Origin of the sequence: Flavobacterium hankyongi (assembly GCF_036840915.1) — a bacterium.
Taxonomy (GTDB): Bacteria; Bacteroidota; Bacteroidia; order Flavobacteriales; family Flavobacteriaceae; genus Flavobacterium; species Flavobacterium hankyongi.
Genome location: NZ_CP085725.1, coordinates 2780011 through 2797002, shown reverse-complemented (window position 1 = coordinate 2797002; position 16992 = coordinate 2780011). Strand labels below are relative to the sequence as shown.

Here is a 16992-nt window from a genome sequence, read left to right as displayed (position 1 = left end):
TCTAATATTGTAAAGGTTGCTTTATATCAAAAAAACTTTGTTTTTTCATTTTTAACAACTCAGGTTTGATTTCTTCTTTATTGTTTACAACCAACACAATTACCGCTCTACCTTTAGAATCAAAAAAACTTAAATTCATTGGTTGATTAGCAAATTTGTAATTATCAATTTGAGTAAATTTCTTCTTAAGCTCTAGCAATGTTTGTTGCTGATTTTTATGAATAATAAACAATTGTGTATCTTTTGAATTTTCCATAAATTCAAAACTATACTTATGAAGTATGGGTGAAGATAAATTCAAACTATACACCTGAAAATAATCTCCTAGTTTATTAACTATTTCAATTTCTGTCATGTCATCTGCATAGACAGTAGTTTTGTTTAAAAGAATGGAATAGTCCTGAATTGCCTTAGGAAAATTATACGCAAAAAGTCTACTAGCCTCATTAATAAAATCTCTATCAATAGACTTACCTTTTTGCATATATTGTTCTACCATCGGATAAATTACCTTTGCAAATGCATTTATTGTTGCATCAGCATACCATTCTCCTTCATCTAGTTTATTATTAATTAATTTATAAGCCCAACCGTTACCAATTGCCGTTGCCAAAGCTTCGTCTAAATAAGAATAGGCAAATTTTGAATACAACGTGTTATTATCGTTAAAATATCCTTCAATATCAAATTGCTTACTTAATTTTTGTTCTCTGTAAAGAATGTGACACATTTCATGTAACACAACTCCATTTCTTGACGCATGATCAACTTCATCAGTAAAAACTCCAACACACAAACTATTTACATGAGGTGTTGCTGTTGAAAAACCATTAACGCCAGGAATTGGATAAATAGCTACTTGAAAAGGAATATCTGATGTCCAAGAAGAATCATAAAAAGTTCTTATTTTATTAAATATATCAACGTTTGTTTTTTCAAATTTGGATAGTTCAAAAAGCTGTTTTTCAATTTTACTTTTGTTTTGTAACCAAATTAAATTATCATACTTTTCTTCTGCTTTTTTAAGCAATTTGTATAGCTTTTGATTTGTTTCCAAAGGAATAATCCCTAAGCATTTTAATTTAAATTCTTCCAAGTCTTTAGAGGAAACTGCATTCATAATCAACAAATCAAAAGTCGAATTACTTTGTTTTCTTCCTTCTGGAAATCCTCCTCTATTAATTACATCATTCAAATTTAACTTAGAATATTCTTCAATCAAAGTTTTAAAATCATCATCACTTTGCCCGCCAGTAATAATATAATCTTTAAACGAAGGTGATGTACCATGTGACCCAATTGCAGTCTGCATGAAGTTAAGCACACAATATGGTTTACTGATTTTATAATTAAAAAAGTTTTGTGAAAACCCAACTAAAGAGAATAATAATGTTGCAATAAGAGAATATACGTGTCGCATTATGAATGTGTTAATCAAAATAGATTTAAATCTGCCTTGATATCTTGACTATAAAAATAAAAAGATTGTTCGGAAAAGGAGGAAAACCAGCCAAAAAAATTTTAATTACAAAGTTAAATGTTTAATTTTGAATGAATTTAATTATTAATCTTTTAAACATAAATAATATGGCTTTTGAGTTACCACAATTACCTTATGCATATGATGCATTAGAACCACATATAGATGCTAGAACAATGGAAATCCATCATTCTAAACACCATAATGCTTACACAACAAATCTAAATGCTGCCATTGCAGGAACAGATTTAGAAGGAAAATCTATTGAAGAGATTCTTAAAAATCTTGACATGACCAAAGCTGCTATTCGCAATAATGGTGGTGGCTTTTACAATCACAATTTATTTTGGACCGTAATGTCTCCAAATGGCGGTGGTGAGCCTACAGGAGAATTAGCTAATGCTATCAATTCTGCTTTTGGAAGTTTTGCTGCTTTCAAAGAAACTTTTTCTAAAGCTGGAGCAACTCAATTTGGTTCTGGATGGGCTTGGTTATGTGTTAAAGATGGAAAATTAGAAGTTTGCGGAACTCCAAATCAAGACAACACATTAATGCCTGGCGTTGGTTGTGGCGGAACTCCAATTTTAGGAATGGATGTTTGGGAACATGCTTATTACCTCAACTATCAAAACCGTCGTCCTGACTACATTGAAGCTTTCTTTAATGTAATTAATTGGACGGAAGTAGCAAGACGTTACGCGGAAGCAAAATAAAAAGACTTCTTTACATAAAAAAAGCGCACTGTTTTTCAGTGCGCTTTTTTATTATTATTAATTCATTAAATTCAATAAAAAAGGTAGACGCTTAGTTCTACCTTTTTTGCCCCAAATCTACCATAAACTTAACCTACTTATGTAATGGTGAGGTAAAAGTATATTGCTGATTTTGGTAAACCAAAAATAATCGTCAAAATGAGAAAATAATCGTTTATCTGATTAAAAATATTGTTTTCTAACTAAATTTAGTTAGGCGTTTTTTTCTATTTTTTTTGAAGGAGAAAATAGAATTGGAAAACAATAAAATAAAAAAGGTAGACGCTTAGTTCTACCTTTTTTGCCCCAAATCTACCATAAACTTAACCTACTTATGTAATGGTATGCCAAAAGTATATTTTGATGTTTCAGTTGCCAAAGAAAGTCGATTAATTACATAAAAAGTCGATTAAGTGCAGTTTCGTAATCCTTTTAGTACGCCCTTGCATCCTTACCTTCATAAAAATTCATAAAAGCGCGGTTAACCACACGATTACCGCCATCTGTTGGATAATCTCCAGTGAAATACCAATCTCCTAAATTCTTTGGACAAGCTTTGTGTAAATTTTCAACTGATTGGAAAATAATTTTTACTTCTGCTTTAACAGATGATTCTGTTAACATTTCAGCTATTTTATCTGAAATTTGCTCATCTGTGAACTGATTATAAAGCTCATTTACATAATTCACAACTTCAGAATCTTGCTTATGTTCTTGCGCTTTACATTTAGCATATACATCTTCTACCAAATGATATTTATTATTCTGTTTTAGAAGCTCTAACGTCGCTTGAAAGGCCACCAATGTTTCCAATTTAGCCATATCAATACCATAACAATCTGGATAACGAATTTGTGGCGCAGAAGAAACAATTACAATCTTTTTAGGATTCAATCGATCCATCATTTTGATGATACTTTTTTTCAAAGTAGTTCCTCGAACAATACTATCATCAATAATCACTAAATTATCTGTTGGTTTTATGACACCATACGTAACATCATATACATGAGCAACCATGTCATCACGAGAACTATCCTCAGTAATAAATGTACGAAGCTTAACGTCTTTAATCGCAATTTTTTCAGAACGGAGTTTTACAGATAAAATTTCTTTTAATTTTTCTTCTGACAAGTTCTCTTTATTTTCTAGGATTGCTGATATCTTACGTTGATTTAAAAAATCATTTGCCGCTTCGACCATACCATAAAAAGAAGTCTCTGCTGTATTAGGTATATAAGAGAAAACTGTATTGTCAGTATCATTATCAACAGCTTTTAGAACAGATGGCATGATAAGTTTGCCTAAATCTTTTCGTTCCTGATAAATCTCGGCATCACTTCCACGAGAGAAATAAATTCGCTCAAAAGAACATGCTTTTTTCACAGAAGCTTCTCTTACTTTTTCATCAAGCACTCTTCCATCTTTTTTAATAATTAATGCATGTCCTGGTGTTATTTCTTGAATTGATTCAAAAGGAACATTAAATACTGTTTGAATTACTGGTCTTTCTGAAGCCACTACCACCACTTCATCATCTTGGTAATAATATGCTGGTCGAATACCTGCGGGGTCACGTGTTACAAATGCATCACCATGACCAATCATACCCGCCATTGCATAACCTCCATCCCAATTTTTAGATGCTCTTTTTAAAATTCGAGCAATATTTAAATTTTCTGCTATAACAGGTGAGGCCTCTTGTTTTGACAAACCTTTTTCTTTACATTCTTGGTACAAATCTGTGACTTCATCATCAAGAAAATGACCAATCTTTTCCATTACAGTTACCGTATCTGCCATTTGTTTTGGATGTTGTCCTAATTGCACCAAATCCTCAAATAACTCTTTTACATTAGTCATGTTAAAGTTTCCAGCTACAATTAAATTACGGTGCATCCAGTTATTTTGACGTAAAAACGGATGAACGTTTTCGATACTGTTTTTTCCAAAGGTACCATAACGTACGTGCCCTAAAAATACTTCACCAACATAAGGAATGTTTTCTTTTTGAAGTGCAACATCATCTTTATATTCAGGATGTAATTCTAATTCTTGATTGATTCTAGCATTGATTTGCCCAAAAATATCCTGAATAGGCTGTGCTTGATTTGAACGAATTCGGCTAATGTATCTTTCTCCTGGATCAACATCTAGTTTAATACTAGCCAAACCAGCTCCATCTTGCCCTCTATTATGCTGTTTTTCTAGAAGAAGGTACATTTTTTCAACGCCATAAAAAGCTGTGCCATATTTTTGCTTGTAGTATTCTAAAGGTTTTTTTAATCGCAAAAGTGCAATTCCGCACTCATGTTTAATTGCGTCACTCATTGTATTGTTGTTGTGTAGTTATAGTTGTTTGAATTCCAGTTCATTTATCTAAAATTCGATAATTCTAAAAATAAAAAAAGCCCCGAAAATCGAGGCGTAAATTTATGATAATTCTATGTCAAATTGTGTTAAAGCTTTAAATTGCTTCAAACGATTTTGTACTTCTTCTTTAGTTAAACTCACCATTCTTTCTGTACCAAATTTCTCTACACAGAAAGATGCTAAATTAGAACCATGAATTATAGCTGTTTTCATGGTTTCAAAAGAAATATCTCCTTGTTGCGTTATGAATCCAGCAAATCCTCCAGCAAAAGTATCTCCCGCACCAGTTGGATCAAACACATCTGCTAATGGTAAAGCAGGAGCAAAGAAGATTTCTTTACCATGGAAAATTAAAGCTCCATGTTCTCCTTTTTTAATTACCACATATTTAGGTCCCATAGTATGGATTTTAGCTGCAGCTTTTACTAATGAGTATTCACCTGATAATTGACGAGCCTCTTCATCATTTATTGTAATAACATCAACACGCTTAATAACGTCTAATAATTCTGGTAATGCACAGTCCATCCAGAAATTCATAGTATCAAGCACTACTAACTTAGGTTTTTCAGTCAACTGGTTTAAAACACTTGATTGTACTAGTGGATGTAAATTTCCTAATAAAACAATATCAGAATTTTGATAGTTTTGAGGAACTACAGGGTTAAAATCAGCTAATACATTTAATTCGGTAGCCAAAGTATCTCTTGAATTCATATCATTGTGGTAACGACCACTCCAGAAGAAAGTTTTTCCTCCTTTTACAACCTCAAGACCTGTTACATCAATATTTCTTGATTTTAATAAATCGATATATTCTTGCGGAAAATCTTCACCTACTACAGAAACAATAGCAGATTGTAAGTTAAAATGTGATGCAGAAAGTCCGATAAAAGTACCTGCACCACCTAAAATTTTATCAGTTTTACCAAACGGCGTTTCAATAGCATCAAAAGCTACTGTTCCAACAATTAATAATTTATTCATAAATTGAATTGAAAAAAATTAAGCGGCAAATGTACAACATTGTTTTGGTAAAAACCAATTAGATTTTACCCATTTAAAACAATCAATCTATTGATTAAAAAACATCTATAAAATTGAACTGCTTTCTTGTTCATAAAAAGCATCAATAGAAAGTTCAGATTGCTGAGAAGCCATTACTGCCAATTCATCACAACGCTCATTTTGAGGATGATTGTTATGACCTTTTATCCATTTGAAGTCAACTTGGTGCTTACGGTAAATTTTTAAAAAACGTATCCATAGGTCTGGATTCTTTTTAGCTTTAAATCCTATTTTCTCCCAACCAAAAACCCATTTTTTTTCTACAGCATCTACCACATATTTAGAATCAGAAACCACTAAGACTTTCATTCCAGGGTTTTTAAGTTTTTCCAAACCTACAATAACAGCCAACAATTCCATTCGATTATTAGTAGTTAATCGAAACCCTTCGTAAAACTCTTTTTTATAGTTAGTCCCCACTAACTCCATAATAACACCATAACCACCGTTTCCGGGATTACCTTTGGCAGCACCATCTGTATAAATATGAACTTGATGTGACAAAATATAAAATTAGAAGTTAGAAAATAGAAGTTTTTCAACTACAACAGGAAAATATTCATGTTCCAATTCTTGCACTTTAATTGCAACTTCTTCTGGAGTTAAACAATTTTCAATACTTACAGTTTTCTGAAAAATAATTCCTCCTTCATCATAATGCTCATTTACATAATGAATAGTAATGCCTGTTTCTTTCTCTTTATTTTCTAAAACTGCTTTGTGTACATTCATACCATACATCCCCTTACCACCATATTTAGGCAAAAGTGCTGGATGAATATTAATTATACATTCAGGATACTTACTTATTATATCCGAAGGAAATTTCAAAAGAAATCCTGCTAACACAATTAAATCGGGTTGTAAACTTTCTACAATTTTAAGAACAGTACCATCTGAAAGCTCATTTTTATCAAAAGAGAAAGCCTCAACATCATGATTTTTTGCTTTTTCTAAAACTTTGGCATGCAGATTGTTAGATAGAACACCAACTACGTTTCCTTGATTATTGTTTTTAAAATGTAATATGATTTGTTCAGCATTAGTACCTGAACCTGAAGCAAATATTACAATCCTTTTCATTTATTAAGTATTATAAAGTGTGTCAAACTAGTAATTGTCAAACAACAACTGTAATTTTTATTACGCAAAAAAAAGAATAATAAATGACAAATAATTAAAAATGATATCCTTTGTTAAATTAATTTTCTAAATTCGTAGTAACATTTATTAACTAAAAAACTTGGTTTTAAATAAATTTTTTATTTTTGCCAACTAATTAAAATTTAAAATTAAAGATTATGTCAGACATTGCATCAAGAGTAAAAGCGATTATCGTAGACAAATTAGGTGTTGACGAAAACGAAGTTGTTACAGAAGCAAGCTTCACTAACGATTTAGGGGCTGATTCATTAGACACTGTTGAGCTAATTATGGAGTTCGAAAAAGAATTCGATATTCAAATTCCAGATGATCAAGCTGAAAACATTGCTACTGTAGGTCAAGCTATTTCTTACATCGAAGAAGCTAAAAAATAATACTCTCAAACATCTGTAAGCCTTAATCCCTTACAGATGTTGTTATTTTTTACGTCTTTATCAAAATCTTTTCATAGATTTGTAAAAAACATTGATTGTATTACAATCATAAAATATTTATGTAATACCCATTGTTTCTTTTAGTTAATTAAAAGTACTTTGGGTTTTTTTATATCAAACAAAAACAGCTAAACATGCAATTAAAGCGAGTAGTAGTAACAGGATTAGGAGCCTTAACACCAATAGGAAATAATCTTCAGGAATATTGGAACGCATTAATAAGCGGAAAAAGTGGTGCCGCTCCTATCACATATTATGACACTGAAAAACACAAAACTAAATTCGCTTGTGAGGTAAAAAACTTCAACGTAGAGGATTATATAGATAAAAAAGAAGCTAGAAGAATGGATAAATTTGCACAGTATGCTATTGTTGCAAGTGATGAAGCCATTAAAGATTCTGGTTTAGATTTAGAAAAAATCAACAAATATAGAGTTGGTGTAATTTGGGGGGCAGGTATTGGAGGTTTAGAAACTTTCCAAGAGGAAGTTTTAGCTTATGCTAAAGGTGACGGAACTCCACGTTTCAATCCTTTCTTTATCCCAAAAATGATTGCTGATATTGCTCCAGGACACATTTCAATGAGGAATGGATTCATGGGACCTAACTACACAACAGTCTCTGCATGTGCTTCATCGGCCAATGCTTTAGTTGATGCTTTTAATTACATTCGTTTAGGTATGTGTGATGTAATTGTTTCTGGGGGCTCAGAAGCAGCTGTAACTATTGCTGGTATGGGAGGGTTCAACTCAATGCAAGCATTATCTACAAGAAATGAAAGTCCTGAAACCGCCTCAAGACCTTTTGACGCTACTCGTGACGGATTTGTTCTTGGAGAAGGTGCTGGAGCATTAGTTTTAGAAGAATATGAACATGCAAAAGCACGTGGCGCAAAAATATATTGTGAAGTAGGTGGTTGTGGTATGTCATCAGATGCTTATCACTTAACAGCTCCACATCCAGAAGGAATTGGTGTGATTGCAGTTATAAAAAACTGTTTGCAAGATGCTGGTTTAAATCCTGAAGATGTTGATCATATCAACACCCATGGTACGTCAACCCCACTTGGCGATATTGCTGAATTGAAAGCAATTAGTGCAGTTTTTGGTGATCATGCTAAAAACATTAATATCAATTCGACTAAATCGATGACAGGTCACTTATTAGGTGCTGCGGGTGCTATTGAAGCTATTGCTTCAATTTTAGCTATCAAAAATGGAATTATTCCTCCAACTATAAATCACAGTGTAGTTGATGAAAATATTGACCCATCATTAAACCTAACATTAAACAAAGCGCAAAACAGAGAAGTTAAAGTAGCAATGAGCAACACTTTTGGTTTTGGCGGACATAACGCTTGCGTTTTATTTAAAAAAGCTGAGTAATTCTATATATGAGAATTATCAAAAAAATATTTCAAACTTCCCGTTCTCATTCTGCTGAGGACGGGATTTTTTTTGACAAACTCACTACAATTTTGGGATTCAAACCCAACAACTTAGAACATTATCGCAAGGCATTCACACATCGTTCTATGAATAAAACCGACGAAGGTGGTCATGCAATAAACTATGAACGATTAGAGTTTTTGGGTGATGCGATGTTAGGTTCTGTAATAGCTGCGCATTTATTTAGTAAAGTACCAACAGGAGATGAAGGTTACTTAACTAAAATGCGTTCTAAAATTGTTTCACGAGAACATTTAAATGAACTTGGTAAAGACTTTAAACTTATAGAATTTGTAGAAAGCAAGGTGTCTGTTCAGCATTTTGGGGAAAATATTCATGGCAATATTTTTGAAGCTTTTATTGGTGCGATTTATTTAGACAAAGGCTATTCCTTCTGCGAAAAATTTATTCATAAAAAAATCATTAAACCTTATGTAGATATTGATCGCCTAGAAGGAAAGGTAATCAGTTATAAAAGCTTACTTATTGAGTGGTGCCAAAAAGAAAAAAAACAATTTCAGTACGAAATATATGATGACAATGGCACTGGGAATTTAAAGCATTTTGGAGTTAAGCTACACATTGACAATAAAATAGTTGCAAAAGCTCGAGCAACTTCCAAAAAGAAAGCCGAAGAAATTGCCTCAAAAAGAGCCTATTTTGTTTTTCAATCTCAAATTGACACAAAATAATTCTACACAACGAAAAACTCAATCGTTTTCGTTAATAAATTAGCAAAAACCTAACACCCTAAAGCTATTTAAATACTTAATTAGTAGTATATTTACATTTTGTTTTAAGGTGTTTATGGCAATCCACAAATTACAACTGGAAGATTTTGATCAGGTAGATTATCAATTAATTGCCATTCATACAACATTAGAAGACTATAGATTAGCATTCAAAATAAATCAGTCACTATCTATAATGCTCTCAAAAAACGAAAACGAAATCCCAATTGAAATCAACAAACAAAAAACTTCATTCTCAAGATATACTTTTGAAGATGAAATGGAAATGATGGTCTGGGATTTAATTCAAAACAAACAAGAAATCGAATTACCTGTGCAAAATAAAAACGCTTCTTTATTTGAAGATAGCAACGTAACAACACAAGTAAATTTGGTATCTGATTTAAAAAAAGTAGATTTTTTTTTAAAAATCGAGCACGATAATCAAATTAAAACCAAAGAAATAATAACAAAAATAAAAGGAATCGATTTGGTAAGCACAGTATATGAAGTTGACCCAAATGATATCAAATCAAAAAACAATTTAATCTTTTAGAAAATGCCTACAAGTAAAAAAACTAAAATTGTAGCTACTCTTGGGCCTGCATGCAGCACAAAAGAAGTTATAAAAAAAATGATCGAAGAAGGTGTTAATGTGTTTCGCATTAATTTCTCACATGCCGATTATGATGATGTTGCCGAAAGAATTAGAATTATACGTGAAATAAATCAGGAGAACAATTACAATACCGCAATTTTAGCTGACTTACAAGGTCCAAAATTACGTGTTGGTGTAATGAAAGAAGATGTCGTGGTAAAAGAAGGAGATCTAGTAACTTTCCAAACCACTGATGATGTACCAGGAACTCCTGACAATGTATACATGACCTATAAATCTTTTCCACAAGATGTTAAGCCAGGTGAAAAAATTTTGTTAGACGATGGAAAGTTAATTTTCGAAGCGGTTTCTAGCGATAAAAAAGCGAACAAAGTCGTTTGTAGAGTAATTCAAGGAGGACCTTTAAAATCTAAAAAAGGGGTAAACTTACCTAATACTAAAGTATCGCTTCCAGCTTTGACTAAAAAAGACATTAAGGATGCTATTTTTGCTATCGAAAATCAAGTAGATTGGATTGCTTTATCTTTCGTGAGAACTCCAGAAGATTTAAAAGATTTAAGAGATTTAATTGACAAACATTCACGACATAAAATTCCAATTGTTGCTAAAATCGAAAAACCAGAAGCGGTAGAAAATATCGATAAAATTGTTGCTCATTGTGATGGTTTAATGGTTGCCCGTGGAGATCTAGGTGTAGAACTTCCTGCACATGAAGTACCATTAATTCAAAAGAAATTAATCCACAGAGCAAAGTTAGCTCGTATCCCTGTTATTGTGGCAACACAAATGATGGAAACCATGATTACCAGCTTAACACCTACACGTGCGGAAGTGAATGACGTTGCTAACTCAGTTATGGATGGAGCAGATGCGGTGATGCTTTCAGGAGAAACATCTGTTGGAAATTATCCTGTACAGGTAATCGAAAAAATGACTCAAATTATTGAGGCTGTTGAAGATTCTCCATTGGTGCAAATTCCTCAAAAACAACCCCAAATAAAAACAAATCGTTTTATCACTAAACACATTTGTTATCACGCCTCTATTTTAGCTAACGATATAGACGCAAAAGCCATTACGACTTTAACAAATAGCGGTTATACTGCATTTCAAGTTTCAGCTTGGAGACCTAATGCCCATATTTTAGTTTTTACTTCAAACCGCCGTATTTTAACGCAGTTAAATTTACTTTGGGGAGTAGATGCCTTTTATTACGATAAATTTGTAAGTACAGACGATACGATTGATGACATCAATAAAATAGCACAAGAAAGTAAGTTTGTTTCTAAAGGAGATTTACTAGTAAACCTTGCAGCTATGCCAGTTGCTAACAAAGGAATGGTAAATACGTTAAGAATATCTGAAATAGAATAAAAACAATATATATTCTTAAAATTCAAACCGTAGTTGTACCACTACGGTTTTTTTTATTTCTGTATTTAAATTAGAAAGGGAAATTCCAAGTAAACGAACCGAGTCTTTCATTTTCTCCTGATACAGTAATTCTTTAGCATTTTCAAACAACAATCCTTTGTCTGAAATAAAATAGGGAAGCGTTTTACTTCTTGTTTGCTGTGTAAAATCGGAGTATTTAATTTTCAGTGTAACTGTTTTACCAGATATTTTGTGTTTTTGTAATCTTCGGGAAAGTTCTTCAGCAATTCGTTCTAATTTTTCTTCCATAAAAATCTCCGAAGTCAAATTAGTGTAAAAAGTATGCTCTGCTGCGACAGATTTTGCAGTTCTATTTGGTTTTACGGCACTATTAGATATCCCTCTAACCAAATAATAGTAATGTCTTCCACTTTTACCAAAATGCTCGTCCAAATATTCTATCGATTTTGCTTTTAAATCGGAACCAGTATAAATTCCAAGTTGGTACATTTTTTCTGCTGTTACCTTTCCAATTCCAAAGAATTTTTTAACATCCAAACCTTCTAAAAAAGATTCTACTTCTTCGGGATTTATTGTTTTTTGGCCGTTAGGTTTATTATAATCGGAAGCTATTTTTGCGACAAATTTATTTACTGAGATTCCAGCCGATGCTGTAAGCCCAACTTCTTCATAAATTCGTTTCCTAATTTCCTGAGCGATTAAAGTAGCGCTAGGATTGCCCTTTTTATTAACCGTAACATCAAGATAAGCCTCATCTAAGGAAAGAGGTTCAACTAAATCAGTATAATCCTTAAAAATAGCTCTAATCTTCTTAGAAATTTCTTTATATCGAGCAAAACGAGGTCTAACAAATATTAGACCGGGACATAAACGCTTGGCTTGCACACCACTCATAGCACTTCGCACGCCAAACTTCCTAGCCTCATAACTTGCCGCCGAAACTACTCCACGTAATTCATTTCCACCTACAGCCAATGGTTTCCCTTTTAGTTCAGGGTTGTCCATTTGTTCTACAGAGGCATAGAAAGCATCCATGTCAACATGAATTATTTTACGCGTTTGGTTTTCTTCCATACTGTAAATTTAATATCTTTAATTCATGTTAGAAATTGAACGCAAATTTTTAGTCAACAATCTTGATTTTATCACATTGGCTACTACAAAAAACAGAATTGTACAAGGTTATCTAAATTCGACTCCTGAAAGAACTGTCCGTGTGCGTATAAAAGGCAACAAAGGATTCTTGACCATAAAAGGAATAAGCAATGAAGCTGGCACAACCAGAATGGAATGGGAGAAAGAAATTGATATCCAAGATGCTGAACAATTATTATCCCTTTGCGAAAAAGGAATCATAGACAAAATACGACACGAGATACCCATAGGCAAACACACCTATGAAGTAGATATTTTTTTTGGTGAAAACGAAGGTTTAGTTATGGCCGAAATAGAACTTCAAAGTGAAGATGAAGCCTTCGAAAAACCATCTTGGTTGGGCCAAGAAATTACGTCAGACAAACGTTATTACAACGCTTATCTGAGTAATAATCCTTATAAAAATTGGTGATTATTTTTTTACAGCTATTTCAATTTTTACTCTCATCTCGCCTGCAGCCTTATTAACTGCCAGATATTTGAATGCCCTCTTTGTTAAATCAATTTCGCGACTTCTAACGTGAGGACCACGATCGTTTACAGTAACAATTACCGATTTCTTATTTCTTAAATTAGTAATTCTTAATTTGGTCCCAAAAGCAAATTTACGATGTGCTGCTGTAAATTTATTATTATCGAAACGTTGACCACTTGCAGTGCGCCTTCCATTAAATCTATTGGAGTAATAAGATGCGTGAGAATTACTTTTATATAATTTATAATTGTAATCTCCTTCTTTTTCAATTACAAGACTATCAATTAAGGTAGTATCAACTTTAACTGTATCTTGCTTTACAGTATCAACTGGCATGTAAAACAAAGGCTGATCCTTCTTGAAATTTTTACATGAAAAGCTTGAAACAAGTATTACTGTTATTATCGTGGTAATTACCAATAAAAATCTATTTATCATAATTATTATTTTTTAACATTACACACTCCTACACAAATACCGTACCCTTATTGAAAAAGAAAGCCCTTTTCAGGGCTTTTAATTTTTTATACTAACCATGAAGTCCATGGTATTCTTGATAGTATAAGCAATAGGCCTAATCCGAATCCTACTAAGATTGATTTGAATTTTGCCGTACTGTCTGACTGTCTTTTATGTTTTGACCAACCAATAGTAATTAAAACTATGGCAATAATGTTTATTAATGGATGCTCCATCGAAGTCAGCCTTAATGCAGCATCTTTCATATTAAAACCAGCCAATCCTAACGGAGAAACAAAGTAAAGGATAAGTCCTACTACTAATTGTATATGAGTAGCAATCAAACCAAATAAAGCAATCTTTCTATCCTTTGCAGTAAATTCTTTTTTTGAAGAGAAACCGATTACACTATTAACCACTGCTACAACTAATAATAACAACGCTAAATAAGCCCAACCCGAGTGAAATTTTTGAATAAATTCGTACATTTTGTTTGTTTTAGTTTAAACAAATATAAGTAAAAAACCATTCGCAATGCGAATGGTTTTTCTAAATTATTGATTACTAATTATTAGAATTCGTAACGGAAAGTTAAGTTCCAAGTTCTACCATAACCGAAGTAAACAGTATTTGCATCTGCAACTCCATCATATGTTCTTCCTGCTTGTTGATAAGTAGGAGCATTAGCTGCTGTACTAACTTTATCATCAGCAAAAATATTTGATCTAGACTCAGCAATATAAACTTCGTCTAATAAATTGTTTATATTAAGTCTTAAATTAAATGAATCTTTACTATCCTTAGTTCTATGAATTTTAAATGACACACCTGTATCAAGCAATCCATAAGATGGTAATTCCAAAGATCCTTTATGTCCTTCTACAGAAAAGCTACCAGGTGAAATAAAAGCATACAATTTATCAGAAAAACGATAATTAGCATCAAATCTTAAATTTTTAACTACTTCATAATCAGCACCAACAGACGCTGTCATTTGAGCAACATTCCCTACCTTAACTTTATCTAAATATAGAGTCTGAGAAGTACCTCCTGCAATAGGTGCATTATTTGCGTCATATCTATTACTAGTACTATTTCCATCATATACCCAGTTACCATAAGAGAACATACCATTCAATCTTAACTTATCCATAATTCTAGCATTTACATCTAACTCAACACCAGAGTGAATTTCTGTAATCCCAGCAAAGTCATAATATCCCCCTGGATTATCTGCAGCATTGTCTGTAGAACGTTGGTATCTATCTTTCCAAGTAGTGTGATATAAATTTAAGTTTGCATTAAATATTGAAGAACGGAATCCATAACCTGCTTCAAATCCTAAAATTTTCTCATTTACTAAATTACCATTAACTAAAGATGCATTATTAGGATATACAGCATTAAAGAAAGGTTGTTTAGAATAATAACCTGCATTTAAAAACACGTTGTGTTTTTCATTAATATTATAATTTGCTCCTCCTTTTACATTTCCTCCAAGAATATTTTCAAAATCAGTTGAGCTTAATGGATCACTAGATTTGTATTTAAAATAATCAACTCGTTTAAATCCTTGTTGAGAAATTGCTCCTTGCACAAATGCAGACAAGTTTCCTTGAGTATATTCTAATTGAGTAAAGGCACCATACCATCTAACTAAACCATCATTATTATAGTTTATTTTTTCTTGACCTTTCACATCAGTAAGAGGGTTAAAACTTGGTCTTGTAGAATAAGTTTCCGACAAAATTCTTGGCTGTTGTACACCTGCGTCATTAACATTGTTAACATCAAAATTATCTGAATAATTTGTAGCCCCAATAAGATCATTTAATACTTGAAAATGGTATCCTCTATATGTTCTCGCATCTAAACCAAAATCTAATGTAAAGCTTTCGCTTAATTTTCTATTCAAATTAATAATTCCACCATACCAATCATGTGAGTTTACAGAAGAAATTTTTGAAATACCGTTTGTTAGGTTGTTAGAAGTTGAAGCACTATTTTGATAAGCTCCTCCTACTTGTGATCTAGTTCCAAGTGATGTTGGATAACCTGAGTTCCAAGCTTGGATTAAATTCATATTAATAGTTCCGTCAGTCAATCTCAAATTATCTGCAAAAAATCTATTACCTCTGATAGCTCCTGCTCCATTAGATCCTCCTCCACGTCCCCAAGAACCATAAAATACTGTTGAGAGTTTGGTTTTATCATTAATTTTCCAGTTATAATTTAATGAAGCGATAGGCTTATGGTAGAAATTAGTTCTAAAACTATATTGTTCACCATTTAAAACACCCCAATCTGAGTTGTATTTTCTATTAGGCTCACTTCCTCCTCCATATTTTAAATATTGAGCTATAGTTGGAGCAGCACTTCTTTGGTTATGCCATTGTGGAGCTCCTGTAAAAGTAAATTGCAAATCATGCTTATCGTTGATTTCATATCCTAAACCAATAAAATAGTTTTGTGCAGAAAATTGAGTACCGTCAGCATACATATTACCTTGAGCATTTCCTAACAAAATTGATGCAGACAAACCATTTTTCATTTTACCTGTAGAATAAGAACCAACAGTTTTAATATAGTCATTATTACCCAATGTTGCTGTGAAAGAACCTCCTTCTTTCATATCAGAAGTTCTAGTAATAATATTAATAGTCCCTCCAACAGAAGATATTGCTAACTTAGAAGATCCTAAACCTCTTTGCACTTGCATTGCAGATGTAACATCAGACAAACCTGCCCAGTTACTCCAGAAAACAGCACTGTTCTCCATATCATTTACTGGCATACCATTAACCATTACTGCAATATTTTCCTGAGCAAATCCACGAATATTGATTCTTGAATCACCAAAACCTCCTCCTGATTTAGTAGCATAAACCGATGGAGTATTAGCTAGCATTTCCGGGAATTCTTGGTTTCCTAATTTTTCTTTGATCTCTGATGCTTTAATAGTTGAAACAGCAACTGGTGTTTTTCTGTCTTTAGCCACATCAATTACTGTAGAAGTAATAACTACTTCTCCTAATACATTGCCTTCGTCAGATAAAACAATTGTTCCAAGATCTGCTTGACCATTTACGATTGTGAAAGGAATGGTTTTTGAAGTAAAACCTAAAAAAGAAACAACAACATTTCCTTTTGATGTTGCTGCATTTAGAGAGAAAGTCCCATCAAAACTTGTAGAAGTTCCTGTAGAAGTTCCTTCGATAACAACATTTGCTCCTGGAAGAGCTCCATTGTTATCTTGAATAATTCCTGAAATTTTTCCTTGAGCAAATACCGTTGTAATACTCAAGAAAAACAAAGCTGTTAAAAGCCATTTTTTCATGTTCATCATTGTGTTATTTATTTTTGTTTGGAGCAAAATTCACACAAATTTTTCAGCTCAATGTTAATTTAATGTTAACATTATGCACGCATATGAAGAAGT

16 protein-coding genes are annotated in these 16992 nt (G+C 32.5%); 7 read left to right on the top strand and 9 right to left on the bottom strand.

What is annotated here, in order from left to right:
• Position 1 precedes the first annotated feature (1 nt).
• The gene (locus tag LJY17_RS12765) at positions 2-1420 is read right to left on the bottom strand and encodes a hypothetical protein (RefSeq protein ID WP_264544206.1); all 1419 of its coding nucleotides are present in this window, start codon (positions 1418-1420) and stop codon (positions 2-4) included.
• Positions 1421-1587: 167 nt separating this feature from the next.
• On the opposite strand from LJY17_RS12765, the gene LJY17_RS12760 reads away from it, so the two are divergent.
• Positions 1588-2193 (top strand): superoxide dismutase, encoded by a 606-nt coding sequence (locus tag LJY17_RS12760; protein WP_264544847.1) that lies wholly within the window; start codon positions 1588-1590, stop codon positions 2191-2193.
• Positions 2194-2664: 471 nt separating this feature from the next.
• On the opposite strand, the gene LJY17_RS12755 is transcribed toward LJY17_RS12760, so the two are convergent.
• From LJY17_RS12755 to LJY17_RS12740, 4 genes are all read right to left on the bottom strand, one after another.
• Positions 2665-4563 carry an amidophosphoribosyltransferase gene (locus LJY17_RS12755; protein WP_264544205.1) on the bottom strand — a complete coding sequence of 633 codons (1899 nt, stop codon included), beginning with the start codon at positions 4561-4563 and terminating at the stop codon, positions 2665-2667.
• A gap of 102 nt (positions 4564-4665) precedes the next feature.
• Positions 4666-5592 (bottom strand): PfkB family carbohydrate kinase, encoded by a 927-nt coding sequence (locus tag LJY17_RS12750; protein WP_264544204.1) that lies wholly within the window; start codon positions 5590-5592, stop codon positions 4666-4668.
• A 105-nt stretch (positions 5593-5697) separates the two neighbouring features.
• Positions 5698-6177, bottom strand: coding sequence for a ribonuclease HI (gene rnhA, locus LJY17_RS12745; protein WP_264544203.1), 480 nt, complete (start codon positions 6175-6177; stop codon positions 5698-5700).
• A gap of 9 nt (positions 6178-6186) precedes the next feature.
• Positions 6187-6756, bottom strand: a complete 570-nt coding sequence (locus LJY17_RS12740; protein WP_264544202.1) for a phosphoribosylglycinamide formyltransferase — start codon at positions 6754-6756, stop codon at positions 6187-6189.
• Positions 6757-6974: 218 nt separating this feature from the next.
• Between LJY17_RS12740 and LJY17_RS12735 the strand changes: the two genes are divergently transcribed.
• The 5 genes from LJY17_RS12735 (at position 6975) to pyk (ending at position 11443) form a co-directional block, all read left to right on the top strand.
• Positions 6975-7211, top strand: coding sequence for an acyl carrier protein (locus LJY17_RS12735; protein ID WP_007137004.1), 237 nt, complete (start codon positions 6975-6977; stop codon positions 7209-7211).
• A 194-nt stretch (positions 7212-7405) separates the two neighbouring features.
• Complete coding sequence (gene fabF / locus LJY17_RS12730) at positions 7406-8656, top strand: beta-ketoacyl-ACP synthase II (RefSeq protein WP_264544201.1); 1251 nt, start codon at positions 7406-7408, stop codon at positions 8654-8656.
• Positions 8657-8664: 8 nt separating this feature from the next.
• Entirely contained in the window at positions 8665-9411 is a 747-nt protein-coding gene (rnc, locus tag LJY17_RS12725) for a ribonuclease III (protein ID WP_264544200.1), read from the top strand.
• A gap of 115 nt (positions 9412-9526) precedes the next feature.
• Entirely contained in the window at positions 9527-10006 is a 480-nt protein-coding gene (locus tag LJY17_RS12720) for an IPExxxVDY family protein (protein WP_264544199.1), read from the top strand.
• A 3-nt stretch (positions 10007-10009) separates the two neighbouring features.
• Complete coding sequence (gene pyk / locus LJY17_RS12715) at positions 10010-11443, top strand: pyruvate kinase (RefSeq protein ID WP_264544198.1); 1434 nt, start codon at positions 10010-10012, stop codon at positions 11441-11443.
• 15 nt (positions 11444-11458) lie between these two features.
• Here pyk and dinB read toward each other — a convergent pair whose 3' ends face one another.
• A complete protein-coding gene (gene dinB / locus LJY17_RS12710) occupies positions 11459-12538 on the bottom strand; it encodes a DNA polymerase IV (protein WP_264544197.1) in 1080 nt (359 codons plus the stop codon).
• Between the two features lie 25 nt (positions 12539-12563).
• Here dinB and LJY17_RS12705 point away from each other — a divergent pair, with 25 nt between their 5' ends.
• The gene (locus tag LJY17_RS12705; RefSeq protein ID WP_264544196.1) at positions 12564-13031 is read left to right on the top strand and encodes a CYTH domain-containing protein; all 468 of its coding nucleotides are present in this window, start codon (positions 12564-12566) and stop codon (positions 13029-13031) included.
• Here LJY17_RS12705 and LJY17_RS12700 read toward each other — a convergent pair whose 3' ends face one another.
• The 3 genes from LJY17_RS12700 to LJY17_RS12690 all read right to left on the bottom strand — a co-directional run bounded on the left by LJY17_RS12700 (position 13032) and on the right by LJY17_RS12690 (position 16890).
• On the bottom strand, positions 13032-13532 hold the full coding sequence (locus tag LJY17_RS12700; protein ID WP_264544195.1) for a septal ring lytic transglycosylase RlpA family protein: 501 nt from the start codon (positions 13530-13532) through the stop codon (positions 13032-13034).
• Positions 13533-13618: 86 nt separating this feature from the next.
• The gene (locus LJY17_RS12695; RefSeq protein WP_264544194.1) at positions 13619-14041 is read right to left on the bottom strand and encodes a hypothetical protein; all 423 of its coding nucleotides are present in this window, start codon (positions 14039-14041) and stop codon (positions 13619-13621) included.
• 83 nt (positions 14042-14124) lie between these two features.
• The gene (locus tag LJY17_RS12690) at positions 14125-16890 is read right to left on the bottom strand and encodes a TonB-dependent receptor (RefSeq protein WP_319800127.1); all 2766 of its coding nucleotides are present in this window, start codon (positions 16888-16890) and stop codon (positions 14125-14127) included.
• Positions 16891-16992 lie beyond the last annotated feature (102 nt).